The sequence below is a fragment of the Saccharothrix sp. BKS2 genome (assembly GCF_047689505.1).
GTDB lineage: Bacteria > Actinomycetota > Actinomycetes > Mycobacteriales > Pseudonocardiaceae > Actinosynnema > Actinosynnema lopnurensis.
Genome location: NZ_JAUQOL010000015.1, coordinates 52,208 through 77,845 on the forward strand (window position 1 = coordinate 52,208; position 25,638 = coordinate 77,845).

Annotated in this window: 26 protein-coding genes and 1 pseudogene; 12 read left to right on the plus strand and 15 right to left on the minus strand. The window is 74.5% G+C overall.

Going from position 1 to position 25,638, the window contains the following annotated elements; genetic code table 11:
• Positions 1-49 precede the first annotated feature (49 nt).
• Positions 50-613: an NADPH-dependent FMN reductase gene (locus Q5530_RS29245; RefSeq protein ID WP_415366030.1), complete on the minus strand. Its 564-nt coding sequence runs from the start codon at positions 611-613 to the stop codon at positions 50-52.
• Between the two features lie 87 nt (positions 614-700).
• On the opposite strand from Q5530_RS29245, the gene Q5530_RS29250 reads away from it, so the two are divergent.
• Entirely contained in the window at positions 701-1,342 is a 642-nt protein-coding gene (locus tag Q5530_RS29250; protein WP_415366031.1) for a TetR/AcrR family transcriptional regulator, read from the plus strand.
• 12 nt (positions 1,343-1,354) lie between these two features.
• On the opposite strand, the gene Q5530_RS29255 is transcribed toward Q5530_RS29250, so the two are convergent.
• The 6 genes from Q5530_RS29255 to Q5530_RS29280 form a co-directional block, all read right to left on the minus strand.
• Positions 1,355-2,491 carry a lanthionine synthetase LanC family protein gene (locus Q5530_RS29255; RefSeq protein ID WP_415366032.1) on the minus strand — a complete coding sequence of 379 codons (1,137 nt, stop codon included), beginning with the start codon at positions 2,489-2,491 and terminating at the stop codon, positions 1,355-1,357.
• 78 nt (positions 2,492-2,569) lie between these two features.
• Positions 2,570-2,755, minus strand: a complete 186-nt coding sequence (locus Q5530_RS29260; RefSeq protein ID WP_415366033.1) for a hypothetical protein — start codon at positions 2,753-2,755, stop codon at positions 2,570-2,572.
• A gap of 182 nt (positions 2,756-2,937) precedes the next feature.
• On the minus strand, positions 2,938-3,123 hold the full coding sequence (locus tag Q5530_RS29265; protein ID WP_415366034.1) for a hypothetical protein: 186 nt from the start codon (positions 3,121-3,123) through the stop codon (positions 2,938-2,940).
• A gap of 14 nt (positions 3,124-3,137) precedes the next feature.
• Positions 3,138-5,522 carry a hypothetical protein gene (locus Q5530_RS29270; RefSeq protein WP_415366035.1) on the minus strand — a complete coding sequence of 795 codons (2,385 nt, stop codon included), beginning with the start codon at positions 5,520-5,522 and terminating at the stop codon, positions 3,138-3,140.
• Positions 5,515-6,642: a thiopeptide-type bacteriocin biosynthesis protein gene (locus Q5530_RS29275; RefSeq protein ID WP_415366036.1), complete on the minus strand. Its 1,128-nt coding sequence runs from the start codon at positions 6,640-6,642 to the stop codon at positions 5,515-5,517. Before Q5530_RS29275 ends, Q5530_RS29270 begins: the two co-directional genes overlap by 8 nt.
• 582 nt (positions 6,643-7,224) lie before the next feature.
• Complete coding sequence (locus Q5530_RS29280; RefSeq protein ID WP_415366037.1) at positions 7,225-7,629, minus strand: hypothetical protein; 405 nt, start codon at positions 7,627-7,629, stop codon at positions 7,225-7,227.
• 261 nt (positions 7,630-7,890) lie between these two features.
• On the opposite strand from Q5530_RS29280, the gene Q5530_RS29285 reads away from it, so the two are divergent.
• On the plus strand, positions 7,891-8,637 hold the full coding sequence (locus tag Q5530_RS29285) for an IclR family transcriptional regulator (RefSeq protein ID WP_415366038.1): 747 nt from the start codon (positions 7,891-7,893) through the stop codon (positions 8,635-8,637).
• A gap of 159 nt (positions 8,638-8,796) precedes the next feature.
• Entirely contained in the window at positions 8,797-9,357 is a 561-nt protein-coding gene (locus tag Q5530_RS29290; RefSeq protein ID WP_415366039.1) for a GNAT family N-acetyltransferase, read from the plus strand.
• 89 nt (positions 9,358-9,446) lie between these two features.
• On the opposite strand, the gene Q5530_RS29295 is transcribed toward Q5530_RS29290, so the two are convergent.
• Entirely contained in the window at positions 9,447-9,728 is a 282-nt protein-coding gene (locus tag Q5530_RS29295) for a hypothetical protein (protein WP_415366040.1), read from the minus strand.
• Between the two features lie 283 nt (positions 9,729-10,011).
• On the opposite strand from Q5530_RS29295, the gene Q5530_RS29300 reads away from it, so the two are divergent.
• Positions 10,012-10,533: a hypothetical protein gene (locus Q5530_RS29300; RefSeq protein WP_415366041.1), complete on the plus strand. Its 522-nt coding sequence runs from the start codon at positions 10,012-10,014 to the stop codon at positions 10,531-10,533.
• Between the two features lie 49 nt (positions 10,534-10,582).
• Here Q5530_RS29300 and Q5530_RS29305 read toward each other — a convergent pair whose 3' ends face one another.
• Positions 10,583-13,273, minus strand: a complete 2,691-nt coding sequence (locus tag Q5530_RS29305; protein ID WP_415366042.1) for a hypothetical protein — start codon at positions 13,271-13,273, stop codon at positions 10,583-10,585.
• A 289-nt stretch (positions 13,274-13,562) separates the two neighbouring features.
• On the minus strand, positions 13,563-13,748 hold the full coding sequence (locus Q5530_RS29310; protein ID WP_415366043.1) for a hypothetical protein: 186 nt from the start codon (positions 13,746-13,748) through the stop codon (positions 13,563-13,565).
• A gap of 299 nt (positions 13,749-14,047) precedes the next feature.
• Here Q5530_RS29310 and Q5530_RS29315 point away from each other — a divergent pair, with 299 nt between their 5' ends.
• The 4 genes from Q5530_RS29315 (at position 14,048) to Q5530_RS29330 (ending at position 15,950) form a co-directional block, all read left to right on the plus strand.
• Positions 14,048-14,929 (plus strand): hypothetical protein, encoded by an 882-nt coding sequence (locus Q5530_RS29315; RefSeq protein ID WP_415366044.1) that lies wholly within the window; start codon positions 14,048-14,050, stop codon positions 14,927-14,929.
• 144 nt (positions 14,930-15,073) lie between these two features.
• Positions 15,074-15,316 carry a hypothetical protein gene (locus tag Q5530_RS29320; RefSeq protein WP_415366045.1) on the plus strand — a complete coding sequence of 81 codons (243 nt, stop codon included), beginning with the start codon at positions 15,074-15,076 and terminating at the stop codon, positions 15,314-15,316.
• On the plus strand, positions 15,313-15,795 hold the full coding sequence (locus Q5530_RS29325; protein ID WP_415366047.1) for a MerR family transcriptional regulator: 483 nt from the start codon (positions 15,313-15,315) through the stop codon (positions 15,793-15,795). Before Q5530_RS29320 ends, Q5530_RS29325 begins: the two co-directional genes overlap by 4 nt.
• The gene (locus tag Q5530_RS29330) at positions 15,750-15,950 is read left to right on the plus strand and encodes a hypothetical protein (RefSeq protein ID WP_415366048.1); all 201 of its coding nucleotides are present in this window, start codon (positions 15,750-15,752) and stop codon (positions 15,948-15,950) included. Before Q5530_RS29325 ends, Q5530_RS29330 begins: the two co-directional genes overlap by 46 nt.
• 147 nt (positions 15,951-16,097) lie before the next feature.
• Here the strand turns inward: Q5530_RS29330 and Q5530_RS29335 are convergent.
• Positions 16,098-16,912, minus strand: a pseudogene (locus Q5530_RS29335) (Tn3 family transposase).
• 215 nt (positions 16,913-17,127) lie between these two features.
• Here Q5530_RS29335 and Q5530_RS29340 point away from each other — a divergent pair.
• A complete protein-coding gene (locus Q5530_RS29340) occupies positions 17,128-17,277 on the plus strand; it encodes a hypothetical protein (protein ID WP_415366049.1) in 150 nt (49 codons plus the stop codon).
• A 484-nt stretch (positions 17,278-17,761) separates the two neighbouring features.
• Positions 17,762-18,307: an EF-hand domain-containing protein gene (locus tag Q5530_RS29345; protein WP_415366050.1), complete on the plus strand. Its 546-nt coding sequence runs from the start codon at positions 17,762-17,764 to the stop codon at positions 18,305-18,307.
• 252 nt (positions 18,308-18,559) lie between these two features.
• Here the strand turns inward: Q5530_RS29345 and Q5530_RS29350 are convergent, their stop codons facing one another.
• Together Q5530_RS29350 and Q5530_RS29355 are read right to left on the minus strand one after the other, a co-directional pair.
• On the minus strand, positions 18,560-19,945 hold the full coding sequence (locus Q5530_RS29350; protein WP_415366051.1) for a hypothetical protein: 1,386 nt from the start codon (positions 19,943-19,945) through the stop codon (positions 18,560-18,562).
• 153 nt (positions 19,946-20,098) lie between these two features.
• Positions 20,099-21,310 carry an MFS transporter gene (locus Q5530_RS29355; RefSeq protein WP_415366052.1) on the minus strand — a complete coding sequence of 404 codons (1,212 nt, stop codon included), beginning with the start codon at positions 21,308-21,310 and terminating at the stop codon, positions 20,099-20,101.
• A gap of 57 nt (positions 21,311-21,367) precedes the next feature.
• On the opposite strand from Q5530_RS29355, the gene Q5530_RS29360 reads away from it, so the two are divergent.
• Positions 21,368-21,943: a TetR/AcrR family transcriptional regulator gene (locus tag Q5530_RS29360; RefSeq protein ID WP_415366053.1), complete on the plus strand. Its 576-nt coding sequence runs from the start codon at positions 21,368-21,370 to the stop codon at positions 21,941-21,943.
• A 17-nt stretch (positions 21,944-21,960) separates the two neighbouring features.
• Here the strand turns inward: Q5530_RS29360 and Q5530_RS29365 are convergent, their stop codons facing one another.
• Entirely contained in the window at positions 21,961-22,707 is a 747-nt protein-coding gene (locus Q5530_RS29365) for an endonuclease/exonuclease/phosphatase family protein (protein ID WP_415366054.1), read from the minus strand.
• A gap of 491 nt (positions 22,708-23,198) precedes the next feature.
• On the opposite strand from Q5530_RS29365, the gene Q5530_RS29370 reads away from it, so the two are divergent.
• The gene (locus Q5530_RS29370; protein WP_415366055.1) at positions 23,199-24,335 is read left to right on the plus strand and encodes a hypothetical protein; all 1,137 of its coding nucleotides are present in this window, start codon (positions 23,199-23,201) and stop codon (positions 24,333-24,335) included.
• A 51-nt stretch (positions 24,336-24,386) separates the two neighbouring features.
• Here Q5530_RS29370 and Q5530_RS29375 read toward each other — a convergent pair whose 3' ends face one another.
• Positions 24,387-25,613, minus strand: a complete 1,227-nt coding sequence (locus Q5530_RS29375) for a cytochrome P450 (protein ID WP_415366056.1) — start codon at positions 25,611-25,613, stop codon at positions 24,387-24,389.
• Between the last annotated feature and the right edge of the window lie 25 nt (positions 25,614-25,638).

The following is a 25,638-nucleotide window of genomic DNA, read 5'->3' on the forward strand; positions in this document are numbered from 1 at the left end:
GTGGCGCGGGCGGCAGGCGATCCCACCCGCCGCCCGCGCCACCCCCCGATCAGACCCCCGCGGGCGCGGTCACGCTGGCCGACAGGCCGGCCAGCACCTCACCGAGCCGGGCGGTGACCTCGGCGTCGTCGGCCGGGTGCGTCTCGGCGAAACGGGTGACCGAACCGGGCACCGACAGGGTCAGGTCCTCGAGCACGGCGGCCCCCGCGATCCTCGCCGCCTTACGCGCCTCGTCCTGCGCCCACACCCCGCCGTACTGCCCGAACGCCGTACCGATCACGGCCAACGGCTTGCCCTTCAACGCCCCCACGCCATAGGGCCGCGACAGCCAGTCGACAGCGTTCTTGAGCACCGCCGGAATGGTGCCGTTGTACTCGGGGGAGAACAGCAGCACGGCGTCGGCGCGCAGGGTCGCCTCGCGCAGCGCGGTCGCGGCAGCGGGCACGGCACCCTCGACGTCGAGGTCCTCGTTGTAGAAGGGCAGGTCGGCCAGCCCTTCGTACACCTCGATCCCGACGCCCTCCGGGGCGAGCCGGACGGCGGTCTCGGCGAGCTGGCGGTTGTGCGAGCCGGCTCGGAGACTGCCGACGAGCGCGAGGATGTGGACGGTCATGTCTGGAACCCCCATGTGGGTGCGGTCGAACACTGCACCCCGTCTAAACGGGCCGTGTTCCGTTTCTCTTCCGGCTAGGCTGCCGAGGTGACCGACGCCACTCCGCCGCCGGCCGCCGGAGAGCGGTTCGGGATCCGCGACCCGCTGCCCCTGCTCCACCCGGGACCGCGCCTGCGGGCCGACGCGGTGCGCAACCGGGCCCGGCTGCTGGAGGCCGCCGCCCGGCTGGCCGCGGAGCACGGGGCGGCGAACCTGACCATGGAGGCCGTCGCCGTCGCGGCCTCGGTCGGCAAGGGCACGGTGTCGCGGCGCTTCGGCGACCGCACCGGCCTGCTGCTCGCCCTGCTCGACCACCACGAGCAGCGGTTGCAGGAGTCCTTCCTCACCGGACCGCCGCCGCTGGGCCCCGGTGCCGACCCCGTGGCGCGCCTGCTGGCCTTCGGCCCCGCCGCCATGCGCCACGAGCGCGCCCACCTGGACATGTACCTGGCCGCCGACCCCGCCCCGGCGCGCCGCTTCACCGTGCCCGCGTACCGGGTGCGCCTGACCCACGTCACTGTGCTGCTGCGGCAGGCGGGCGCGCCCGTCGACGTGGACCTGACCGCCTACGCGCTGCTGGCGTCCCTGGACACCGCGCTGGTCGACCACCTGATCACCCGGCGGGGCTTTTCCCTGGAGCGCCTGGAGGCCGGGTGGTGCGACCAGGTCGGCCGGGCGACCGCGACCTGACCGCGCGCACCCTCAGCGCAGGCCGATGGCGGGCAGCCAGCCGCGCGGGGCCCCGGCCGCGGTGCGCAGCGCGGCCAGCACCCCGGCGGCCCCGGTGAGCAGCGACATGTCGGTGCGCGCGAGCTCGGCCACCTCCTCGCCGCGTCGGCCCAGGTGCTCCGCCAGTCGCTGCCGCAGCCCGGCGGCCTCCGGCAGGTCCGCGTGGGTGGCGAACGCGTCCGCGACCGCCAGTACCCCGGCGGCGCCGTGGCAGACGGCCACCCGGTCGGTCACCGCCTCGCCGTAGAGGTGGAAGTCCTCGTCGTAGTGGTCGCACAGCGACCGCATCGCCGTCGTGGCGGGCGTGGTGAACCCCGGCTCGTCCAGGGCGTCCCCCGCCTCCCACAGCGCCCAGGCCGCACCGGGGCAGCCGTAGCACCACGCCTGCCGCCGCACGGCCCGCTCCGGCGGCGGCGCGCCCCCGGCGGTCGGCCAGCTCACGATGCCCAGCGGGTCGCGGCGTGCCTGGGCGAGCAGCCACCGCCCCAGCCCGCGCAGCGGTTCGGCCACGTCGGACCCGGCGCGCAGCGCGGCGGCGAGCGCCACGACGACACCGGGCACGCCGTGCGCCAGCCCCGCGTTGATCCGTCCCTGCACCCACCCGAGCAGCTCGTGCCCGTCGTACGCGGTGCACCGCAGTCCCCCGGCCCCCTCCTCGCACAGCGCGGCCAGGCGCGCGGCGACGACGTCGGTCCCGCCGGGCCGGGCGGCCGGGACGCAGTGGGCCAGCAGCACCCCGGCCGGTCCGCCGACCAGGTCGTAGTCGCCGTAGGCGAGCCCGTCCGGCGCACCGGGCGGGGACCGGTGCAGCGCGGCGGAGACGGCCTCCGCCGCCCGCTCCAGGGGTGGGTGGACCGCGGCGAGCAGGCGCAGCCCCGCCAGCTGCCCGGCGAGCCCGCCGAACAGGCCGGGGTGCGCGATCGTCGTCCGGCGCAGACCGCCCAGCCACGCCCGTGCCGCGAGCGCGGCGACCGGGTCGCCGGGCGGCAGGGTCGAGGCCAGCACCACGGGCCCAGGGTCCGGGGTCGGCGCCCCGTGCTCGGCCCACTCGCGCAGGGCGTGGCGCGCGAGCCCGTCCACCAGGGGGTGCTCCCCCACCGCGTTGACCACCGTCCTCCTCCCGCGGGTGGGCGGGTCCGCCTGGACTCGCCCACCCCGGCTCTCATCCGTGCCCGGCTCCGCGCGCGATCAGAACGCCCCGTCGCCGCTGTCGTCGTCGCAGAACGCGATGAGCGAGCACGCGAGGACGCTGCACTGGTCCTGGCTGAACGCCATCGGCTCGGTGGGGTTGACCAGCCGCACCTCGCTGATGCGCTCCTCCAGGTCCGCGATGAGGGTGTCCAGCTCCGCCGGCTCCAAGATCGCCTGGTCCATGTGTTTCTCCCTTTCGAACTGCTCCGTACTGCTCCGGCAAGTGGTCCCGCCGGTCACCGGCGGTGTGGTGGGCAAGGGGAAGGCGCGCCGCCACCGCGTGGGGCGTCCAGCTCCCCGCGGGTCGGCGGGGTCCGCGAGGACCCGATCACCCGGCGCTCGAACGCGGTGGGCTCGACCCGTGGTCAGAACGCCCCGTCGCCGCTGTCGTCGTCGCAGAACGCGATGAGCGAGCACAGGAGGACGCTGCACTGGTCCTGGCTGAACGCCATCGGCTCGGTGGGGTTGACCAGCCGCACCTCGCTGATGCGCTCCTCCAGGTCCGCGATGAGGGTGTCGAGCTCCGCCGGCTCCAAGATCGCCTGGTCCATGTCGTTGTGTCCCTTCACACTGCGTCGGCCACTAGTGCCGCTCCCGCCCGGCCGGGCGGGGAGCTGGGGTCACCGGTCACCGGCAGGCGCAGCAGCAGCTGGCACGCCAGGCGGTCACCGGCGGTGTGGGTGGTGTCGTCGACGGGGAAGTCCGCCGGGGTGGGCAGCATCTCGGTGAGGATCAGCTCCTCGCCGCCGGCGAGGACCCGGTCCAGCACGCGCGACGCGGGCAGCCCGGCCAGGTCCACCGGCACCCGCCGACCTCCCGGCGGGCCGGCGAGGGCGAACCGGGGCAGCGAGCGGGCCCGGGTGAGCCGGCCCAGCGCGCGGAACCTCGCCCCCTGGTCCGCGTCCGGTGCCCACAGCTCGTCCCGGCGCACGCGCCACTGCGCGCGGCAGACGACCAGCGAACCGGCGGTGAGGCGCGGCAGGTGGCGGCGTCCCGGGAACGCCGCGAGCGCGTCCGCCCGGTGCCCGGTGGCGCGGTGTGCCCCGGGCGGCCCGGCGACCAGCAGCAGGGCCAGGGCGACGTCCCACGGCGGGAACGGCATCCGGGTGGCGTGGTGGACCGGCCACAGGCGTTCCCCGCCCGCCTCGGCGATCACGGTCCGCCCCTCGCGGCGCAGCGTGATCGCGTCCAGCGGGACGTGCCGACCGGGGTGCTCCTCCCCGAAGTACGGGCGGTGGTCCGGGTCCCCGGTCCACAGGTCGGTGCAGGCGGGGCGGCGCACGGCGTTGGCCGAGCGCGCGTTGTGCGGCGGCACCAGCACCTCCACCAACCGGCCGCCGCGGGCCCGCTCGAACTCCCGCAGGAACTCCCGGTAGGCGGTCACCGGTCCCGGCTCGACGCCGTGGACCAGCCGCAGGCCCCGCGCGAACCGCGCGTCCAGGGTCCCGGCGGGCACCGCGGTGTCCAGCACGGCCACCGGGGCGCCGGGCTCGGGCGGCAGGGGCCGCAGCAGGCAGTCCACGGGCCAGTCCGGGAGGGACCGGGGCGCGTCCACCGCGTCGAGCAGGTCGTGGGTCAGCTCCACCGCGCCGCCCGGCTCGTCGGGGTGGTCGGCCAGCCACCGCAGCAGCGCCGAGTACCCGGAGCCCGGGTCGTGCGCGACCGGCCACGCGCCGCCGTCCGCGGGCACCGGCCGGTGGTCGGGGCGGTCGGCCAGGAACCGGCGCACCAGCTCCGGCACGGGCGTCGGCCGCTCGTCCACCAGGTCGCGCAGCGGGGACGAGGAGGGCGGGGCGTCGGCCCTCACCAGCGCGTCCAGCCGCCGCAGCACCCCCGTGGCGGTGCGCACCCCGGCCTCGTCGGGGACCGGCGCCGCGCCGGTGAGCCGCCGGTGCACGTCCAGGAAGTCGTCGCCCGTGCGGGGGCGCGCCCGTGCCGGGCCCCACGTCGAGGCGCGCTCGGCGACGTCCCGGGAGCGCCGGAGCACGCCCAGCCGGACGAGGTGGTCGAGGAACGAGGCGAGCGCGGCGCGGCCGGCCGGCTCGCCGGCGCGCGGGCCGAGCAGGGCGGTCACCACCTCGTCGCGCGGTCCGGGCCCGGCGGCCAGCGCCCGGCGCACGGCGCGCAGCGCGGCGGTGTCCCTGACCCGCACCTCGCACAGCAGCCCGGGGTCCCGCTCGTGCGGGACCCACGTGACGAAGTCCCCGCCCTCGGACCAGTGCAGGCCGGTCAGCGCCAGGCCGTCCCCGCACGACCGCGCGGTGTGGACGTTGGGCACCTCGTGCGCGGCGAACGGACCCGCGGTCAGCGGCCCGGTGCCCCCGGGGACCGGGGCCACGTGCGCGAACCAGTTGCGCGGCGTGGTCTCGACCGCGCCGCGCGCGATCAGCCGCCACAGGTGGTCGGCCCGCTGCCGCAGCCGCTTGCCCTCCCACGACTCGCCGGCCGCCACCCGGCGTTCCACGTCCGCCAGCAGGTCCGCGGCGTCGTGGACGAGCGCGGCGGTCCCGACCGGCGAGGACCGCAGCAGCCGCCAGGGCAGCCCCGCCAGCCGGCGCCGCTCGGCCGCCAGGTCGTCGAGCAGCCGCGCGTCGGCCTCCCGCCGCGCGCGGGCGTGGACGACCAGGCGGTCCAGCCCGATCGCCGACGGCGGGTCGACCTGGGCCGCGGCGCGGCGGGCGAGCGCGAGGACGGCCTCGTCGGGCAGCTCACGGCCACCGTGCGCGGCCCGCCGCACCCGCAGCACGGCCTGCCGCTCGGCGGCGGTCACCTCCGGCCGGGGCACGACCCGGTCGCCCAGCCGTGCGGCGAGCGCCCGGCCGTGCTCGCGCTCGGCCTCGGCCGCGGCGTCGGCGTCCGCGAGCGCGGAGAACAGCTCCGGGCACCCGCCGGCCAGCCACAGCCGCACGGGCAGCCCGGCCAGCCGGAGCAGCACCGCCGGGTCACCCACGGTCAGCCTCCCCCGCGGGCGTGCCCTGGGGCAGCCGCGCCCCTCCGTCGCCGGAACCCGTTTCCCCCGCTGGCGTGCTCTGGGGCAGGTGCAGCCGCGCCTCTTCACCGCCGGAACCCGCCTCCCCCGCTGGCGTGCTCTGGGGCAGGTGCAGCCGCGCCTCTTCACCGCCGGAACCCGCCTCCCCCGCTGGTGTGCCCAGGGCTTCGGCCAGCAGGACCTGCCGCTCGGCGGGCAGCGCGCCCCGGTTCCAGTGGAAGACGACGTGGAACGCTGCCGCGTGCCGGGGGCCGGCACCGGTGTCGTGGCCGTCGAAGACCTCCGCCCGCCACCGCGCGCCGATGTCCAGGGCCCGTTCCCGGTGCTCCGCGACGACGTGCCGCGCCCACTCCGGCAGCGACGCCGTGAGCCGGTCCTGGTCCTGCCACAGCGCGCGCAGGCCGCGCACCGCGGCGTCGAGCCCGGCCTGCCCGCGCGCGCCCTCCGGCAGCCGTCGCCCGGCCTCCGAGCGGACCCGGTCCCACACGTCCCGGTCCTCCCACCCGACCACCGACAGGCCGTCGAGCACGGCCCGCACCATCGCCAGCGAGACCACCCACGTGGGCACCCCGCCGCGGCGGTGCACCTCCAGCCAGGCCAGCGAGTCCGCGGTGAACAGCTCGTGGGCGTGCCGCACGGACACCCGGCCGCCGAACAGCCCGGCCTCCGCCTCGTACACCGCGGGCACGACGGTCGTCGTCACGCCACCGGCGGCCAGGCCGTCGGCCCAGCGCAGCACCCGCTCTCGCAGCGCCTCGCGGTCGCCGGGCGGCGCCTGGAACCGGACCCGCAGGCCGGGGCTCTTGTGCATGAAGAAGAACCCGGTCGCCGCGCCGCCGGCCAGCAGGCGGCGCGCGAAGTCGAGCAGCTCGCCCTCCAGCGGGGCGCGGTCCCGGGTGGCGGGCGACAGTCCCACCTGGACCCACCGGCGCTCGTCGGCGGGCGTCGCCAGGGCGCCGAGCCCGGCGGCGAGGAACGCCCGCTGCGCCTCGGCCAGCTCGGGATCGGTCCGCGCCCCGTCGTCGGGGCCGTTCCCGGCGACCATCCGCAGGCACCCGGCCAGCAGGTCCTCCAGGGGCACCCACCGCTCCCCCACCGGCACCGCGCCGCCGCGCGGAGGAGCGACCCGTGGCGCGGCACGGGACAGGAGGCCAGGCGTCATCTCACACCCCTACGTAGGTTGTGCCCCGGGAATACGGTTTTGGCGCGGCCTTAAACGCGGCGGGCTGCCGCTCTCACCGCATCGGGTGGCGCTGTGACCCGGCCGTGAACGCGAGGATCACTCGGCCGGTGAATTGACCCGTTGCCCCTCGCGGAGGGTTATGACGGCGGTGCGTGCCGGGAGGCTCGGGCGCGCCCGAGGACGAGGGCGGAGCGCACGGCGCGATGGGCCGAATTCCGGGCGGGGTTGGACGAACCAGGCGGCACGCGGGCGGATGGCACGCAGGCAGGTGGCAGGCGTGGGTGGCACGCAGGCGGGCCCGACACGCGACCGGACTCGGCACGCCGAACGGCTCGGACCGGCGGCCGCTGGGCGCGGTTGTGCGGTGGGGCGGCTACGCGGTGGGAGCGGTGCCGGCGGTAAGGGCAGTGCGAGCGGGGAAGGCAGTGCGAGCGGTACCGGCGGTGAAGGCGGTGCCGGTGGTCAGAGCGGTGCCGGCGCTCAGAGCCGCCAGTCCGCGCCGCTCGCGATCTCCTCGCCACCACCGAGGTGGAACAGGGTGGCGCGGGCGGCGATGAGGGCAGCCCTGGTGGCGTCCACGTCGCCCGTCACCGCGTGGGTGAAGGCGTTGCCCAGGTAGCCCTGGGCGATCTTGAGCGCGCCGCGGCGGTCGCGCGCGGCCACGCCCGCCAGGTCGCCCTGCACCGGGGCGACGGCGAGGGTGAAGTCGGTGAGCATCAGCTCCAGGGCGTCGGCCCGCGCGGTCGGGGGCAGCGCGGCGATCGCGGCCTCCACGGCCGCGGTCAGCACGGGCAGCGGGTCCCGCTCCGGGTGCCGGCGGGAGACCGTGGCGGATCCGGCGCGCGTCTGTTCCGGGACGGGAACGGACTGCTGGTGGAGGCTCACGGGGACCAGCTTAGAGACCCGCTCGGGCCCTTGCTCACCGTGCATCTGCACGTGCACCCGCACGGGCTAATGCAATCCGCACCAATGCGGCTCCAAACCCCTCCTGACCTCGGTGTCCGCACCCGGGGCACCGATCCGAACCCCACGCGGACGTGTCGCGGCGCGGCGGGAGCACACCACCCCGGACCACGTCGGCGGGCCCCCGCGCCCGGCTGCTCCGCTCACCGGTCGTGGTGATCGAACCTGGCATAGATTGAGTTCATGAGTGGCGACGCCTCGCTTTCCGCGGCCGAGAAGACGCTGAGCGTCCTGGAAGCGCTCGCCGAGCACTCGCGCATCGCCGACATCGCCGACGCGTCCGGACTGCCGAAGCCGACCGTGCACCGCATCCTGCAAACCCTGGTCCAACGCGGTTTCGCGCGCGCCGACGGCCGCGGCGGCTACGTGGGCGGCCCGCGGATCCTCAGCCTCGCCGGCCGCTTCCTCCAGCGCCTGGACGTCGCCGAGCACGTCCGCCCGACGCTGCGCGACCTCCACGAGCGCACCGGGTGGACGGTCCACTTCGCGCTGCTGTCCGGCGACGAAGCCGTCTACGTGGCCAAGTTGGAGGGGGCGCGGCCCTACCACCTGGCCTCCCGCGTCGGCATGAGCCTGCGGCTGCACTGCACGTCCATCGGCAAGGCGGTGCTGGCCGCGCTGCCCGACCACGAGGTGCGGGCGCTGGTCCGCCGCACGGGGCTGCCCGCCCGCACCGGGCGCACCATCACCGACGAGGACGCCCTGCTGACCGAGCTCGCGGCGGTGCGGGAGCGCGGTTACGCCGAGGACCACGAGGAGAACGAGGACGGGGTGCGGGCGATCGGCGCGGCCGTGTTCAACCACACCGGCGAGGTGGTCGGCGCGGTGTCGGCGGCCTCGCTGGTGGACTTCGCCGAGGCGCCCCGCGACCTGCCCGCCCTGGTGGTGGACGCGGCCGGTGAGGTGTCCCGGGCGCTGGGCGCCGACTGACACCGAACCAGACCGTGTGACCCGCTTCACCTCGCCGCCTCCCGCGAGATCGGCGCGGCGCCGGCCGGGTTCTCGCCGCCGGTGGCCGCGGCCGTGGTGACCGGGGAGCGGCGCGGGTCCGGCACACCCTATTGCGGCGCCCCACCCCGCCGGACGATCATGACCTCTGTGCAGAGGCCCCGGGAGATCATCGACCGCGGAGACCTCACCCTGCGGCGGTGGCGGGCGGACCGCGACTTCGAGCCGCTGTCGCGGGTGATCGGGGAATCGCTCGACCACCTCCGGCCGTGGCTGCCGTGGGTCGCCCACCACAGCGCGGCCACCACCAGGGCGTTCCTCGCCGGCTGCGACCCCAAGTGGCGCGCCGGTGAGGCGTACAACTACGCGATCGTCGCCGACGGCGAGCTGGTCGGCAGTTGCTCGATGTACCGGTCGGGCGGCGATACCCGGGGCATGTTCATGGGGTACTGGCTGCACCCCGCAGCCACCGGTCGCGGCCTCGCGACCCGGGCCGCGGAGGCGATGGCGGCCGAGGCGTTCACCCTGCCCGGGGTGGAGTACCTGGAGATCGTGCACGACCTGGCGAACACCGCCAGCGGCGCCGTGCCGCGGCGGCTGGGGTTCACCGAGGTCGGGCGCGAGCGCGCGATCCCGCCCGGGGCACCGTCGGACAGCGGTGTCGACGTGGTCTGGCGGCTGACCCGCGACGCCGGGTCCTGACACGTCCACCGGCACGGGACCGGGGTGGTCGCCCCGATCCCGTGCCGGTGGTCGCGAAGCAGGTCAGCGGCGGAACGGGGCGCGCCGGGTCACTGGTGGTAGCAGCTCTCCTGGATGACCCTGCTGCGTTCGAGCTGGCCCACCGTCCCGTCGTAGCGGGCGAGGTAGTGCAGCGGCCCCCGGTAGTCGAGGATGCGGACCAGCGAGTTCTGGGGCACCCAGATCCCCGAGCTCGGGCTCGTGTAGAGGATGGCGGAGCTGTTGGTGCGGCACAGCTGGTTCGGGCTGGCGGCTTCCGCGCCGCTCGCCACCGACAGGACGAGGGCCGAGGCGAGGGCGGCCGATGCCGCGCCGCGCAGGAGGGTACGCACGTGGTTCCCCGTTTCGGGTCAGGTTCAGCGCGATCTCGCACTGCGGGTGTTCGAGGTGCTGCCCCACCCTGCTGCGCCGCGGTTGACCTGTCCACCCGGGCACTGCGGTACGCCGCAGGCACGTCGCGCCGGCAGCCAGACCTGCGGTGGTTGCGGTTTGGGAACCCGAGCGGATCGTCTCCGCGCGCTCCTTCACCGGCGGCCGGTGGTGCGCTACTTTCGGCACCCGTCCGCCACCTCACGTCGAGCGGGCGGGGGTGGCCGTCCTGCGGAGGTGCTAGCGGTGCGGAGCGTTCGAGGTCTGCTGGTCGTGGTCGCGCTGGCCACGTCGTCCCTGCTGTTGCCGCAGTTCCCCGCGCACGCGGCGCCGGGCGACCTCACCTGCGCGGAGAGCGAGTCGGTGTCCTACTCCCCCGGCCTGCTGACCACCCGCCGGCCGGTGGACGTCAGCGTGCACAACACCCTCTCGTGCACCTCCCTCACCAACCCCGCCGTGACGGGCGGGCACGTGCGCGCGACCATCCGCGGCCTCGACCGCTCGTGCACGGACCTCCTGGCGTCGGGCAGCGGCTCGTACACCATCACCTGGAACACCGGTGACACCAGCACGATCGGCTACACCCGCTCCGCCAACTACGTCCTGGGCACGCTGGTCATCGTGGAGAGCGGGACGGTGACGGCGGGCCGGTTCGCCGGCGACTCCGTCACCCACGTCGTCGAGCTGCTCAACCTCAACCTGTTGGCCTGCCTCGCGGAACCCGGCCTCACCTCGGCCTCCGGCCTCGGCACCTACGTCTTCGCCTGAGCGCGCGAACGGACGGGGGTGCGGACGGGCGGGTCCGCGCCCCCGCCGATCACCGCCCGTCCGGCGGGCCGTCGACGACCGCGCCGACGAGCGGGACGCCGGGGGCGCCCGGCGCGGGGTTCGCCAGGTCGAAGCGGACCCGCTCGACCGGCTCGGCTTCCGCGTCGACCACCGTCCGCACGAACTGCTCCTTGTTCACCTCGCCGGGCAGGAAGATGGTGACCAGCTGCAACCCGGTGGTCGACAACGGGCGCGAGGGCAGCGGGTCCTCCCGGGAGACGCGCTGGCGGAACCACGTCTCGTCGACGTCGGTGGTGGACAGCTCGGTCCCGTCGGGGGCGACCGGCAGGCCCCGGACCGTGACGTTCGAGTCGGCCGGGGAGGAGATCGTCAACCGCCAGAGCAGGGTGCCGCCCTCGGGGACCTCGTCGGTGACCGGGGTGGCGGTGAGGGTCGGCGGCGGGTCGTCGTTGGGCGTGGTCAGCCTGTCCGTGTAGTGGCCGACGACCGCGCCCCGCACGGTCTTGACCAGCACCGTGCGCCTCGTGTCGAAGCTCCAGCGGGTGTTGCCGGTGACCTGCACGGGGACCTCGACCCGGTGCTGCCCCGGCTCGATCGCGACCAGCCGCTCGGTGTAGGTGGTGGCGCCCTGGTCCTGGACGAACACCCGCACGGAGCCCGCGCCGCCGCCGGTGACCGAGACCGGGAACCCGACGGTTCGCGTGCCGGCGTCGCCCTCCTCGACGGTCAGCGACCCCACGTCGACGCGCGGCAGCGCCACCGGGCGCGGGTCCGGCAGGCCGGGGGCCCAGCCGTGGGCGTCGATGAGCCACGCCTGCCCGGCGCCGCCGTGCGGGACGAGTTCCAGCTCGGCGACGCGGCGCAGGTCGACCCCGCGCGCCGGCAGCGGCACGCGGACCTCCTGCGCCCAGCGGGCGGACAGCCGCTCGGTGGCGGGCAGCCCGTCCAGCGTCACCGAGCCCAACCGCGCGCGGCGGCCAGCGCTGTCGGTGACGGCCACGTCGAAGCGGTTGCCGGCGGTGTTCGGCGGCACGGCCAGCCTCAGCGCCAGGTGCCGCGACCCCGCCAGGGACACCGGCGCGCCGGGCCGCACGGTCGCGGCCTGCCCGTCGGCGGTCCACCCCAGCGCCACGGCGAACCGGCCGGGTTCGGGCACCACGCGGTTGAACCGGGTGAAGTGCGGTGACGGGCGGGTGGCGGCCGGGTCGACGCACGCCGCGGCCGGATCGGTCGAGACCTGGGCGCACACCCGCGCGGACCCGCCCGCGGCGGTCGCCTCGTCGGGCACGACGAACGGGGAGCGCGCGCCGCCCACGGCGTGGGCGAGCAAGCGCGCCGGGTCGGCCGAGGGCGCGCGGACGCCCGACCCGTCGAGCAGCGGCAGCACCCGCCGGTCGCCCGCGACGAACAGCCGTGCCGCTGCGGCGATGTAGGTCGCGCCCGCGGTCTGCTGCTGCTCGGCCGTGAGCCGGGTGGCGGTGCCCGGCGAGCACACCGCGTCGGCGGGCGGGGTGCGGAAGTCGTCGGAGGCCGGGGCCTCGGCCTGGCCGGGCGTCCACTCGGTGTTGAAGTAGTTGTGGTTGGCGCCGACGAAGTACAGCGCGCTGTGCAGCGCGGTCCCCCGGCTCACGCCGCGGGTCGCGTCCACGAACAGCTGGCCCTGGAGGTCGGACACGTCGCCGTCGCAGCCGGGCAGGATCGTCACCGACGGCACGTCCGGCGCGGGGTTGTGCCCGAAGATCGTCGGGCCGATGAGCAGGATGCCCCGGATGCCCCAGCGCACCGGGCCGTCGCCCGGGGCCGGGGAGAGGCTGTCGACCGCGGCCCGGTTGACGCCCTCGCCACCGCGGGAGTGCCCGACCAGGAGCACCTCGCCCAGGTCGGCGACCGGCGCGGCGCGGACGACCTCGGGCGCGGCGCCCCGACCGGCGCCCGCCCAGTCCGCCCACCTCGCCAGGTGGGCGCGGACCAGCGCCGACCGCGCGCCCGCGCCCGCCTCGACGTCCAGCGTGTCGTGGGCGTTGACCGCGTTGGCCGACACGGACACGGTCACGTAGCCCTGCGAGGCGAGCAGCCGCTGCGCCTGGAGGTAGCCGCGGTGGCTCGGCACCGGCTTGGCGGGCGCCGGGCAGGGCCACTCCAGCAGCATCTCGACCCCGTTGTAGCAGGTGATGTGCCTGCCGTGCAGGAACAGCGCCAGCGGGCGCCTGCCGGGCGCGTCGGTCGGCGCGACGACCACGGCCCTCATCTCCAGCGGCACCGGGTAGCCGGGCACGGTGATCGGGTCGACCTCGTACTCCCCGGTGCGCGTGGCGAACCGACCCGGCCTGCCGGGATCGGTGTCCCCGGCGGGCAGCGGCGCGGGTGGCGTCGCGGTCGCCGCGGTCGGCGGGGGCGGGGGCTCCTCGACGTCCAGCCGCCGGTCCGACGCCCGCACCTGGAGCTCGTCGTCGTCGACCACCCCGGCCGCGTCCAGGGTGTAGGTGCGCAGGTCGGTGGATGGGCGCGGCACCCCCAGCAGCCGGTCGCCGTCCCAGAACTCGATCGCGGCGCCGCCCGGCGGGATCGGGGCGGGCGCCGTCCACGTCAGCCGGGTGTCGGTGATCGTCCACCCCTGCGGCGACGGGTCCGGCGCCGGTCGGGGTTGGGCCGTCGCCGTGACCGGTGTGGTGAGAGCCGCCACCACCACGGCGGGCAGCAGAAGAGTCGTCCAACGCATGTGCGATCCCCCTGAATCGACCGACTTCCGATCAGTTCTAGCGGGGGCGGACAGCGCGTCACAAGCGTTGGCGAAACTGTTTCGGGAATTGGTCGGAACATGTCCCGAAAGTACGAGCTGAACTTCAACTGGGCGTGGCGCCGGTGGTCGCCTGCGGGGCGGTTCCCGAGCATCGCTGGGCACGACCGGGCAATCTGTTCTGGCCTTCCGGTAGCAGGCGTGCAGAAACAACGTCCAACGGGGTTGGTGCTGGTCCTCGGTGTGCGCGCGGTGCCCAGAGTGGAGTTGGTCAGCCGCGGCGGCGGAAACCGGACAGCGTCTCGGTGGCTTGGTGGACGGCGGCGAGTCCGGGTTTGACGTAGCGCTGCACGCTGCGCGGGGACTTGTGGCCGGTCTTGGCCATGATGACGTTGGCGGAGACGTTGGCCTCGCCCGGGTGCATGGCCGAGCTGTGGCGCAGCTGGTGCAGTTGCACCAGGTCAGCCGCGACCGGACGGCGGCCCGGTCGCGGTTCCATGTCGACGGCGCCCTCCCGCCCCACGACTCGCCCGGCGCGTCGCCGATCTCGTCGTCGGCCAGGTCGGCCGGCGGCCAGTCCGGATCGACCAGCGCGGCGACGCGGTCGAGCACGCCAGCGGGCCCGGAGGTTGCCGCGGTCACCGGAGTACGGGGATCACCAGGCACCCCGGACCCGGCAGCCGGACCGGCGCCTCGGTCACACCCGAAACCACCCAACCGGGAACGTTCCGCCGGCTCGACGGGGTAGCGTGAACCGTGCCCGACGACCTGGACTACTCCCCGCTCGCCGCCCCGGTCGACCCGGCCGCGGCATTGGCGCACGCGAAAGCGAACGGCGACCACCCGGGCCGCGACACGGCGTGCTGCGCACTCGTGTTCGCCGTGATCGTTGCCGCCGTCTTCGGTCTCCTGAGCATTCTGCTCAACATGTACCTCACCGGCGCCTATCCGGACGGCGGCGTGGGCATCCGGCTCCTCGGGCTGCTGCCGCTGGTGATCGGTCTCGGGCTGATCGTCCTGGTCATCGTCCAGGACCGCAGAGGTGGCGGGCGGGTGTGGATCGACCACTACCGCATCATGCAGTTCGCCGCCCGCAACGGCATGGGCTACCGGATGAAGGTGAAAGACCCGGAGCAGCCCGCCGGGGTCTTCGACATCGGCGGCAACCGCTGCGCCGTCGACGTCGTCAGCATCGAAGGGCCACGTCCGGTGGAGGTCGGCCAGTACCACTACATGGCCGGCTACCTCGGCGGGGAAACGTACCAGTTGGGCTACGCAACCACCCCTCTCGACGCCCACCTCCCCCACCTGCTGCTGATCCCGCGGGCGAAAGGCACGGGCGTTCCGCACGTGTCCGGAGGAGCCTCCCTCGGGAACCCCGACCTGCGCGGCCCCGGCACCGAAGCTTTCAAGGTCTTCGGGCCGTTCGGCAGGGCCGGGGAGATCCAGTCCCTGCTCGACCGCACCCTCTTCTCCCCCGACCTCCTGGCCCGGTACACCGAACACCCGGTCCACATCGAAATCGTCGAGAACCGCCTGTACTTCTTCTCCCCCAAGCCGCTCTCCACCACCGACCCGGACACCTGGCGCTGGCTCCTCGCCCTGCTCACCGACACCGCGGAACGCCTGGAATCCTGAGCGCGGCCCACCGGAAACGAAGCTGTGCTTGGTCGCACGCCGTGTGGACGGGTCGGGGTCGCATCCTGTACCGGGGTACAGGCTTGCCGTCATCGGTATGAGCACCGGTACCGAGATGGAGTTCGACGGCTGTTCGCCACGGCGGTGACCAGGGTGGAGCGGCGGGACCGCACCACGCTGCTGTTGGAGCTGGAGCGCACTGCGGAGACGGCCGCGCGGGCGGCGGAGCTGGTGGTCCGGGAGAACGGGTGCTGCTCGTTCTTCGCCTTCACCCTCACGGCCGCCAGCGGTGGTCCGGAGTTGACCGCCGCGGTGCCGCCGGCCCACGTCGACGTGCTGGACGCGTTGGCCGTCCGGGTGTCCGCGGCGGGCGGACCGGCGGCGTGAGCCGCCTGCGCCGCGGGCGGTTGGCCGACGCGGCGGGGGTGAACCCCCAGACGCTGCGCTACTACGAGCGCATCGGCCTGCTCGCCGAGCCGGAACAGACCCTGGGCGGGCAACGGCTGTATCCGCCGGAGGCGGTCACGGTGCTGCAGGTGGTCAAGGCCGCGCAGCGGCTCGGGTTCACCCTGGGCGAGGTGGCCGATCTGCTGGAGACCGGCCGGCACCGGTACGGCACCCGCGCACCGGCGGGGTTGACCGAGCGTGTCACGGCGAAGTTGGCCGACGTCGAGGCCCGCATCACCGACCTCGGGGTCATCCGCGACACCCTGCGCACCGCGCTCGCCGCCGGCTACGCGGACCTGGTCGAGTGCTCCGGCACCCCGTCCTGCCCCATCCCGTTCTCCGACCTCGCCGGGGAAAGGCCCGCCGATGCCCCGTGCTGCCCCCTGACCAGCGTTCCCGCCGTCGGGCCACCCTCCTGACCTGGCTCGGGGTCGGCGCGTGCGCCGACTGCCGCGTCGCCCCGACCGCCCTGATCGCGGCTGGGCTGCTCGGCGGCACCGCCGCCGCCGCGCTCGAACAGGTCCTGATCGCCGCCTCTGCCCTGCTGGTCGGCGCGGCGGCCCTGGCGTGGTGACTGGTCCGCCGACGCCGCGCCGGCACCGGGTACGCCGCCGACACGACCGGTGGCACGGGCGGGGCGTGCGGCTGCTCGACCTCCGGCGGTGGGACCTGCGGCGACACCTCCAGGGCCGGGCCGGAATCGATCGGGCTGTCGTCGCGGTCATAACCCTGGCGCGTTCCCTGGTCCTGTCCGTCCTGGCCGCGGTCGCCGAAGCGCCGGGGAGATGTGCGCGAGCAGGTCGTGGTCGATCCGGCCGCGCCGCTGCGGGAGCCGGTCGAGGGCAAGTTCGAGGTAGGCGGTGTCCCGGGTGACCACCGCGTTCACCGCCAGGGACAGGCGCAGGGCCTGTTCGGTCTGCTGGTCGTGGTGGCGGCGCCGCACCGTGACCCCGTGGGCGAAGAACAGGTCGCGGCGCAGGGAGTGCAGGGTCCAGCCATTGTTGAGCTGGCGGGTGATGCGGCGCCGGTAGGTCTCGTCGCGAGGTAGCGCAGCGCGTAGAGGGTGCGCTGCAACCCACCGAACTCGCCCAGCGCCTGCGCGAGCGCGGAGCGCCGGAACGCGGCGTGCAGCTTGCCCACGACCAGGGAGGCGGCGGCGTGGCCGTACTTCAGCGACGCGGCCAGGCGCGGTATCTCGTCCCATCGCGACCGGATCAGCGCGGTGTCCACAGTGCCGCGCAACAGCTTCCCGGCGTTGGGGAACACGCCGGTCAGGTTGAACGGGGAGAACACGGGGAGGCTCTTGCCGCGCATCGGGAACCGCTGCCCGTCCGACGAGGACACCGTTCCACCGCCCCACACCGACGCTAGCGACAGACGGTGGTGGTCGACGATCGCGGCGTTGGCGGCACGCAGGTTGTCCTCGCGCAGGTACCACTCGGTGGTCCAGGCCAGGGTGTCGTACTGCGCCAAGTGCCCGTGATCACGCGGCAACCGGTCTTCCGGGACGCGGCGGGCGGCCGGCACCCGGTCCATGCCGATCCCCTCCCGCAGCCGCGGCCCGACCTCGGTCGGTGCGACGCCGAGGTCGGTGGCCACCGCCGGCACCTCCTCCAGCAGGTCCAGCTTCTGCTCCGAGGACCGTGCCCGCGCGGCCAGCAGCTCGTCGAGCCTGCGGCGGGCGCGGTTCTCGGTGTTGGACAGCGCACAGGCGGTGGTCCTGGGCCGCGGGGGAGAACGACGGTCCTTGGATGCGGCCGTACCTGGTGGAGGAGGACTGGTCGCCGGAGGAGTGCCTGGACGAACTGGCCGATGAAAAGGCTTCGACCGGCGACCGGAAGGCTCTGGGACGGCTCTGCGTGGAGCGGTTCAAGCCTGAGCAGATCCTTCGCGCGAGCTGAAGAGCTGCCACTTCGTCGAGCCGGTGGTCGCCATGCACCTCGGTCTGGGCAGGGTCGGTTTCCTCTCACAGAAACGACCACCACAGGGCAGGGCTGTTGCGCTACCACTCTGCGACCGGACTCGACCACCACCAGATCCGGGAGTTGGTCCATCGCATCGACCAACTCCGGCCACACCCGAAACCGCAGGTCGGACGGCCTCCCGCGCTGGATCTGCGCCGCTCGGTGCTGCTGACCCCGGTCCTGCTGCGCCAGAACCTGCCCCAGACCGTCGCGGGCGCCCTGTTCGGCGCAGGGCCGTCGGCCGGGCGCGGGGTGGGACGCGTTGTGCGGCGATCTCCACCCTCGGTCGTTGTCAAGGTTCGGCAGCCACCCCCATCGGGTGAGGTTCGAACCCTTTTCCCTGATACCGGATGTCCGCAGCCCGCCAGTACGCTGCCGTTCCCGAACACCCCCGCGTCATCGAACCGAAGAGGAATTCGTCATGTCGGACCGGGTTCTGCACGACAACATCGACCGGGTTTTCTCGATTCTCGACGTGGACGGCGACGGGGTGATCAGCAGGGACGATTTCACCTCCATGGGCGCCGGGGTGGCGGGGGAATTCGGTTTTGCCGTCGACTCACCGCGGGCCCGGGGGTTGATCGCGAAGTACGAGGAGATCTGGGACCAACTCCGCGGCGCGGACCTCGACCTGGACGGCGCGGTGGGCCCGGAGGAGTTCCGGGAGGCCCACACGTCCGGGCAGGTGACCACCGAGGGGCTGGTGGAGAAGTGGGTGTCCGCGACCCGGGGGAACTTCGAGGTGGCCGACCGCGACGGCGACGGCTACCTCGACCTGGACACCTTCGCCGCCATCTACCGGGGAGCCGGGATCCCGGACCGGCGGGTGGCCGAGGCGGCGTTCCGGGCGATGGACGTCGACGCCGACGGCCGCCTCGACTGGAACGAGTTGTCCGCGCAGGCGCGAGGTCTGTTCACGACGAGCGACGGCTCCGCGAAGGGCGCCCACATGGTCAGCGGCGACTGACGGCGACGAGCCCCACCGGGTGGAGGGTGTTCGAGGTCCGTCGGCACGGACGGACCTCGAACACCTCGTTCGACCTGCGGCGCTCGGACCTGCGACCGGTTCGCCCGTCAGCAGGAGCCCCCGTGCCGGCTCACCTTCGCCACGGTCACCGGGACCTCTCCCCCGGGCGTTTCCCGCACGTACCGAGGCCACCGCGCCGGGAGCACGCGAACCGAAGGGCGGCGGGCGGCCCGAGCCCGTTGAGGACCCCGCTCAGGGGCGGTCGTCGAACAGCTGGGCCCAGCGGCCGTCGAACCCGCCGTTGGCCGCGAGGTGCCACCCGGCGGGCAGCCAGGTGCCCGACTCGCGGTGGTCCGCGGTGTCGACGGCGCCGGTGTGGACGAAGAAGTCGTGCTGCCGCCAGTACGCGCCGTGCGAGGCGGGGTCGCCGCTGACCACGCCCCTGCTGCGGCCGGAGCTGTCCAGGCCGGTCCCCTCGTACCCGCCGAAGTCGTCGGAGCCCGCGCTGTCGTCGGCGTTCGCCTCGGCCGAGTACGCGCCGTACAGCCAGCTCTTGGACGGGATGCCCTCGCGGCCGTCGGTGAGGTCGCCCGCGCCGAGGTCGAGCGAGGCGGTGTAGAAGCGCTGGAGACCGGCGGCCACCTCCGCCTGCCCCGTCTCCGAGGTCACCGGGGTCTCCAGCAGCACGTCGCTGGTCTTGGTGTCCCGCCAGTGGAGCTGCCAGTCCCGCCAGTGCGTCGGCAGGACGTCGGCCAGGTCCTGGAGCTCGTAGGTGACGCGCTTGACCGATCGCCAGGCCGTGGAGTCGCCGTTGTCGAGCCGGCTGGCCAGGGCCGGGGCGGAGGCGGAGGTCACGGCCCGCGCCCCCCACGTGGAGACCGCGGTGGACGACGCCTCCGGGACGAACACGTAGTGGACGTTCTTCTCGCTGTCGTTGTTGATGTCGACCTCGGCCTTGCCGGTCCCGTTCAGGCCCGCCGCGACGGTGCTCCACGGCGTGGTGGCGAACCGCAGCTCGTGACCGCGCGTGGTGGTCGGCAGGGCCCCGCTGCCGTCAGCCTGCCACAGCATCAGGTGCTTGCCGGTGGACGTGGTCATGAACTGCACCGCGCTGTCGGTGGAGCGGCGCATGATGTGCTCGTGGTGGGTGGTCACCGTGGCGTAGGCGACGCCCTCACCGGTGCCGGGGTTCCCGGTGACGCCGCGCAGCACGATCTCGACGCGCTCCCAGTCGTGGATCTGGCCGAAGTCCTTGTCCGCCGCGTTGTAGACGTGGTAGAGCAGGACGAGGTTCTTCGTGCCGTTCTCGGCGTACTCCAGCAGTGCGCTGTAGAGCGTCGGCCGGATGCGCCAGTGGGTGTTCGCGCCCTGCGCGTACTGGTTGGCGTTGCGCCAGTTCACCCGGTTGTCGGAGAACCGCCCGTTGCGGTCGAAGTCGTAGTTGGACAGCCAGTCCGTGCCCTCCTGGCCGTTGTTCTCGTCGCCGCGCTTGAAGATCAGCGGCGCGTAGTGGTTCAGGTACGCCTGCCGTTGCGCGGTGGTCAGGGTCCACGAGACGGCCCCGGCGCTCCCGGCGCCGGACCAGGTCACCGCGGTGGTGACCACCAGGGCGGCGAGCAGCAGGCGAATGGTTCTCACGTCACGAGCCCTTCGTCGACGGGCGGGTCCGGTGGTGCGCGCAGTGGGCCAGGGTGCCACCGCGCGGACCCGCGCCGCCCGTGGTTCACCGTCCCGGACCAGCGCTGTCAGCGCAGGGGAGCAACCGGACCTGCGGGTCCCCGAAACCGGTCCTCACCCGCCGTCACCTCGCGCCCGCCCCGTCGTCAACGGGACCGGACCAGGGCGGGACCGGACCAGGGCGGTGAGCCCGCCCAGGACCGAGAGGCCCGCGGCGCACAGGCCCAGGGCGACGGGGTCCGCCGACCCCCTGAGGACCCCGAAGCCGGCGGAACCGACCGACTGCCCGACGGCCAGGGCGATGAACAGCACCGAGGTGCCCGCTCCGGCGGCGTCGGGCCAGACCTGCCTGCTCCACAGGACCAGCACGCCGGACAACCCGAGGTAGCCGGCGCCGAAGACCGCCATGCAGGCGTACGCCACCCAGGCGGTGCGCGTGCCCACGGCCAACGCCAGCGCGACACCGGACAGCGCCAGCGCGCCGGAGCAGAGGCACCACCCCCCGCGCCTCCCCCACCGCTCGACCACCACGCCCGTCAGCGTCCCGAGCACGCCTCCCGACCCCAGGGCGATCCACAGCCAACCCACCCGGTCGGCGCCCACGACCCCGGTCCCGGTGATCGACAGCGGGCCGAACGTCCAGATCAGGGCCGATCCCGCGCCGGCGATCACCGCGGCCGTGCCCGGCACGACCAGGAGCCTCCACGGCCGCGCGGCCGGAGCCGTCCCCGCGCGTCGGGGGGCGGTCAGGTCCGGACACGAACGCACGGAACCCCAGGTCGCCGCCGCGGCCACCGCGCACAGCAGCGCCATGAGCACCCAGGCCCAGCCGACCGAGGGGGCGAGCGGGGCCAGCACGCCCGCGCCGATCACCCCCGCGGCCGTGCCCGAGTTGACCAGGGACTGCCCCGTCGCGGCGGCGCGGCCGGTGACGACCGCGTCGACGATCGGGACCAGCGCGGGGGAGGCGAACCCGCCCCCCATCCCCCCGACGAACACCGCGAGCACGAACACCACCGGGTCGGTGGCCACCGCCACGCCGAGGCAGCCCGCGGTCGCGGTGGCGCCGGCGAGGAGCACCCCGGCGCGGGGGTGGCGGTCGACCAACCGGGCGGCCACCGCGGCGGCCAGGGCGTACGAGGTGAACTGCGCGGCCCCGGCCCACCCGAGGACGGCGGTCAGGTCCGGGCGCTGCGCACCCAACCGCGGCGCGAAGAGGCCGATCCCGAACCTGGCCATCCCGTAGGTGGCGGCGATCAGGGCCATCCCCGCCACCGCCGTGCCCAGGCCGGACCCGGCCCGGCGCTCCTCGGTGGTCGTCGGCATCCGGCACCCCGTTCGGTATAACGATCGTTTCAGTGTAACGAGCGTTATAGTAGGACCATGGCCGGTCGCCCGCACACCAGGGAGCGCATCCTCGACGCCGCCGAGGCGCTCTTCTTCCGCAACGGCATCGCGGTCACCGGCGTGGACCAGGTCGCCGCCTCGGCGGGCGTGGCGATCGTGACCCTCTACAAGCACTTCGGCGCGAAGGACAACCTGCTGCGCGAGGTGCTGGCGCGCAGGCTGGAGGCGTGGACCCGGCACTGGGACGCGGCCGTCGACCGGGCCGGCTCACCGGAGGACCGCCTGCTGGCGGTGTTCGAGGCCGTCGAGACCTTCCGCGCCGCCTCCGGTCCGACGCAGTGGTGCTGCTTCCTGGCCACCGCCTCCGAGCGCTCGGCACCGGCGGACGGGCGGGACGACCCCGTGTTCGACCTGATCCGGCAGGACACGCGACTGGTGACCGAACGACTCGCCCGGCTGGCCGAGGACGCCCGGTGCGGCGACCCGGACGGCGTGGCGTCGGTGCTGCTCCTGCTCTACAACGGGGTGCTCGCCAGCCTGCTGCGGGGAAGCCCCTCGGATCCCGTGGGCCGGGCCCGCACCGCCGCGCGGTCGGTCATCTCCTCCTCCTGACCCCGCGCCCGGCGGGGTCAGAAGGTCGCGTACACCAGGTAGGCGTGGTGGTCCGAACCCCACGTGGGCTGGCGCTGCGCCTGGCTGTGCTCGATGTTCGACGGTGCGTACACGTGGTCGAGCGGCACGTCGCCGCCACCACTCACCGGCACGTACCGGATGGGCGTCGGCAGGTCGACGGCCCGGTGCCGGTTGAAGTCACCGACCACGAAGATCGGCGTCGCCGGGTGGTTCTGCCGCATCTCCGCCACCTTGTCGCGCAGGACCTCGTAGTGCCGGTTCCACCGGGCCTGGCGCTCGGGGTGCGGACCCCAGGCGCCGGAGATGAAGTGCGTGTTCACCACGATGAAGCGCTTGTCCGTGCCGCGCAGCTCCAGGACGACCCAGTTGACGTAGCGCGCCGGGGTGACGCCCGCTTCCCCCTCGTGGGTGCGGATGCTGCCCGAGTTCGCCAGGCGGAACCGCTCCACCCGCCAGGAGATGGGTACCGCCTTGGCCGGCTCGGCCGCGGGGAAGAACGTGTCGTACTCGGCGCCCAGCCGGTTGCCGAGCTTGGCGCGGTCCTCCGGCTCGTTGACCTCCTGCCACCCGATGACGCCGGCGAAGCGCTCGAAGCTCGCCGCGCCGCGCAGGGTGTTGTGGGTGCCGATGGAGATCGTGTCGAGCGCGGCCGCGGCCGGGTCGGCGGAGGCGGGCGCCCCGGACAGGGTCAGGGCGGTCAGGACGGCGGCGATCACGGTGGTGATCGACCTGGTCGACTTCACGGCGTTCCTTCCGGATGGACTGTCGGTGATTAACCACCTAAGCGCACCCGCAATACGTCAACAAGCCTCCAAACCGGCACGCGCGTCCGCGGCCAGGACCACCGCCGGTGGATCGCGACGGCCGCGCGCCGCCTGCCCTGTTCGCGGCGGAACCCGTGACCTTCCCCCGGCGTCGTAGCCGCCGAACGGGTGGTGTCCGTACGCCCGGATGACGTGGTGGATCGGGCAGACGGTCCGGGAGGGATGCAGTCCAGATGTCGCACATGTCGTCGCCACCGCCGTACCCGCGGGGTTCCGGGTCCGGAGGTGGGCAGGTACCCGCTCACGGGGCGCAGCCGGGTCACGGGCCGCAGCCGGGTCACGGGCCGCAACCGGCTCACGGCCCGCAACCGGCTCACGGCCCGCAGCCCGGCCACTGGGTCGCCTACCCGACCGGGCCGGGGCACGGCGGGCCGCAGTGGGGCCCGCCCCCGAAACCGAAGCGCGGGGCGTTGTGGCTGGTCCTGACCCTGGTCGTGGTGCTCGTGGCCGCGGGGGTCGCGGTCTGGTTCACCCTCCGGAACGACGAGTCCCCCTCGGCCGGCGGCCGGGAGATGGCCGCCGACGAGGGGTGTTCGGGGGACTACTGCGTCGGCCGGTACGCGTACGTCAACGCCTGCGGGGTGCTGGACCCCGGCAGCGCGGCCGCCCGGATCGGCCCGATCGGGAACGACGGCCTGCTGGTGCAGGAGACCTTCGCCGACCCGCTGCCGCCCGTCGACGCGGAGGCGGCGCCTTCGTGGACCTACGGGACGCGGTCGTCGTGCCACATCAGCCCGAACGACTACGAGGAGGCGGTGTTCCGCAGCCTGACGCTGGAGCTCCAGCAGTACGGCGAGGACGGGGTGGTGGAGGAGGAGCCCGCCGAGGAGGGGCGGGCGCTGCCGGGTGCCGAGGGGGTCGCCGTGCGGGACGGGGACGGCGGCGCTGAGGTGTTCGGGTGGACGCGCAACACCCGGTTCAGGCTGAACCTGGTCTGGGGGAACAGGAAGGCGGCCATCCCCGACGCCACGCTGGCCTCGCTCGTCGACGCGGTCGTCAAGGGGGTGGTCGACGGTCCCGGCGCGGCGGCCGAGCTGGGCACGCTCCGCCAGGACGGCCGACCGGTGGTCGTCGACGCCTGCACCGTCTTCACCGGCGCGGACTTCCAGGACGCGGTGGACCACGTCGTCGACCCGACCAACGTCGACCGCACCTACGGCACCCTGCTGACGGGGCCGATCACCAGCAGGTGCCGGCGGACCACCGCCGCGGCCGGCCGCGGGCTGCCGGTCCCCGAGGGCACCACCCACCTGGACGGCGCGCTGTCCCCGAACGTCACCGTCACCCCGCACCCCGACGCCGCGGCGGCGCGGGCCGCGCTGGCGGCCGACCGCCGCCGCCTCGCGGGCGCCGTCGACATCCCCGGCCTCGGGGACGGGGCGGTGTTCGGCACCAACACCTCCCTGTTCAGCCTGGAGTTCACCACGGGCTTCCACCAGGTCCGCATCGACTGCGGCCTGACCAACGGCACCTCGGACTGGACCCCCGACGACGTGCGCGCCCGGCTGGAGCCGATCGCCGCCGCCGTCCTGGCCCGGATGCCCTGATCCCACCCCCGGTACCGGGGTGGGGTCGGGGCCGCCCCCGGTCGGCAGGTCCTAGGCGGCCGTTCCGGTCCAGGTGACCGGCAGTTCGTGGACGCCGTAGATGTTCATGTCGGTCCTGAGCCTGACCTCGTCGGCGGGGATGGCGAGGCGCAGGCTCGGGAACCGGCGCAGCAGTCCCCCGAAACCGGCCCGCATCTCGATGCGGGCCAGTTGCTGGCCGAGGCACTGGTGGATGCCGTGGCCGAAGGACAGGTGACCGCGCGCCCCGCGGCGGACGTCCAGGGTGTCGGGGTCGTCGAAGCGGCCGGGGTCGCGGTTGGCGGCCAGCAGCGAGAAGACGACGGTCGACCCCTTGCCGATGGTCTCGCCGCCGAGCTCGACGTCCTCCGCCGCGTAGCGGAACAGGACGTCGACGACCGACAGGTAGCGCATGAGCTCCTCGACGGCACCGGGCAGCAGGTCCGGCTCGGCGCGCAGGGCGGCCGCCTGCTCGGGGTGCTCCAGGAGCGCGAAGGTGCCCAGGGAGAGCATGTTGGCGGTGGTCTCGTGGCCCGCGAACAGCAGCAGGAAGGCGATGCCGGTCAGCTCCTCGACGGCGAGCTCGTCGTGGCGGGCCAGGTAGGACAGCAGGTCCTCGCCGGGGTCGGCGCGCTTGCTCGTGACCAGCTCGCCCAGGAACGTGGTCATCGCGGTGTAGGCGGCCAGCTTGTCCTCCAGCCGGATGTCCTTCTCCAGGAATTTGGCGGAGTTGACCTGGAAGGTCTCCCGGTCCTCGTAGGGCACGCCGAGCAGTTCGCAGATCACCAGCGAGGGCACCGGCAGCGCGAACTCCTGGACCAGGTCGACCGGCGGGGTGAGGCGCGCCAGCTCGTCCAGCTGCCGCTCGACGACCTCGGCGATGCGCTCTTCGAGCTGCTTCATGCGCTTGACCGTGAAGGCGCCGGTGAGCATCCGCCGCAGCCGGGTGTGGTCGGGCGGGTCCATGGCGATGAACAGGCCCGGCACCTGCGGGGACGGTTCGGTGAAGGCGGGCATCCCGGGGGTCTCGTACGGCACGTGGAGGACGCCGAGGTCCTGGCGGGAGCTGAACCGGGTGTCGGCCAGGAGCTGCCGGACCGCGTCGTGGCCGGTGACGACCCAGCCCTGGTGGCCGTCGGGGAAGGTCAGAGGGCTGACGGGGCGGGTCTCGCGCAGCCGGGTGGTCTGGCTCGGCGGGTCGAAGGGACCCGCGTCGCGCTCCGAGGAGAGGCCCTGCGGGACGGGAGCCGTTGAGGTCATGGGACTTCCTTTCGCGGTGGTCTGG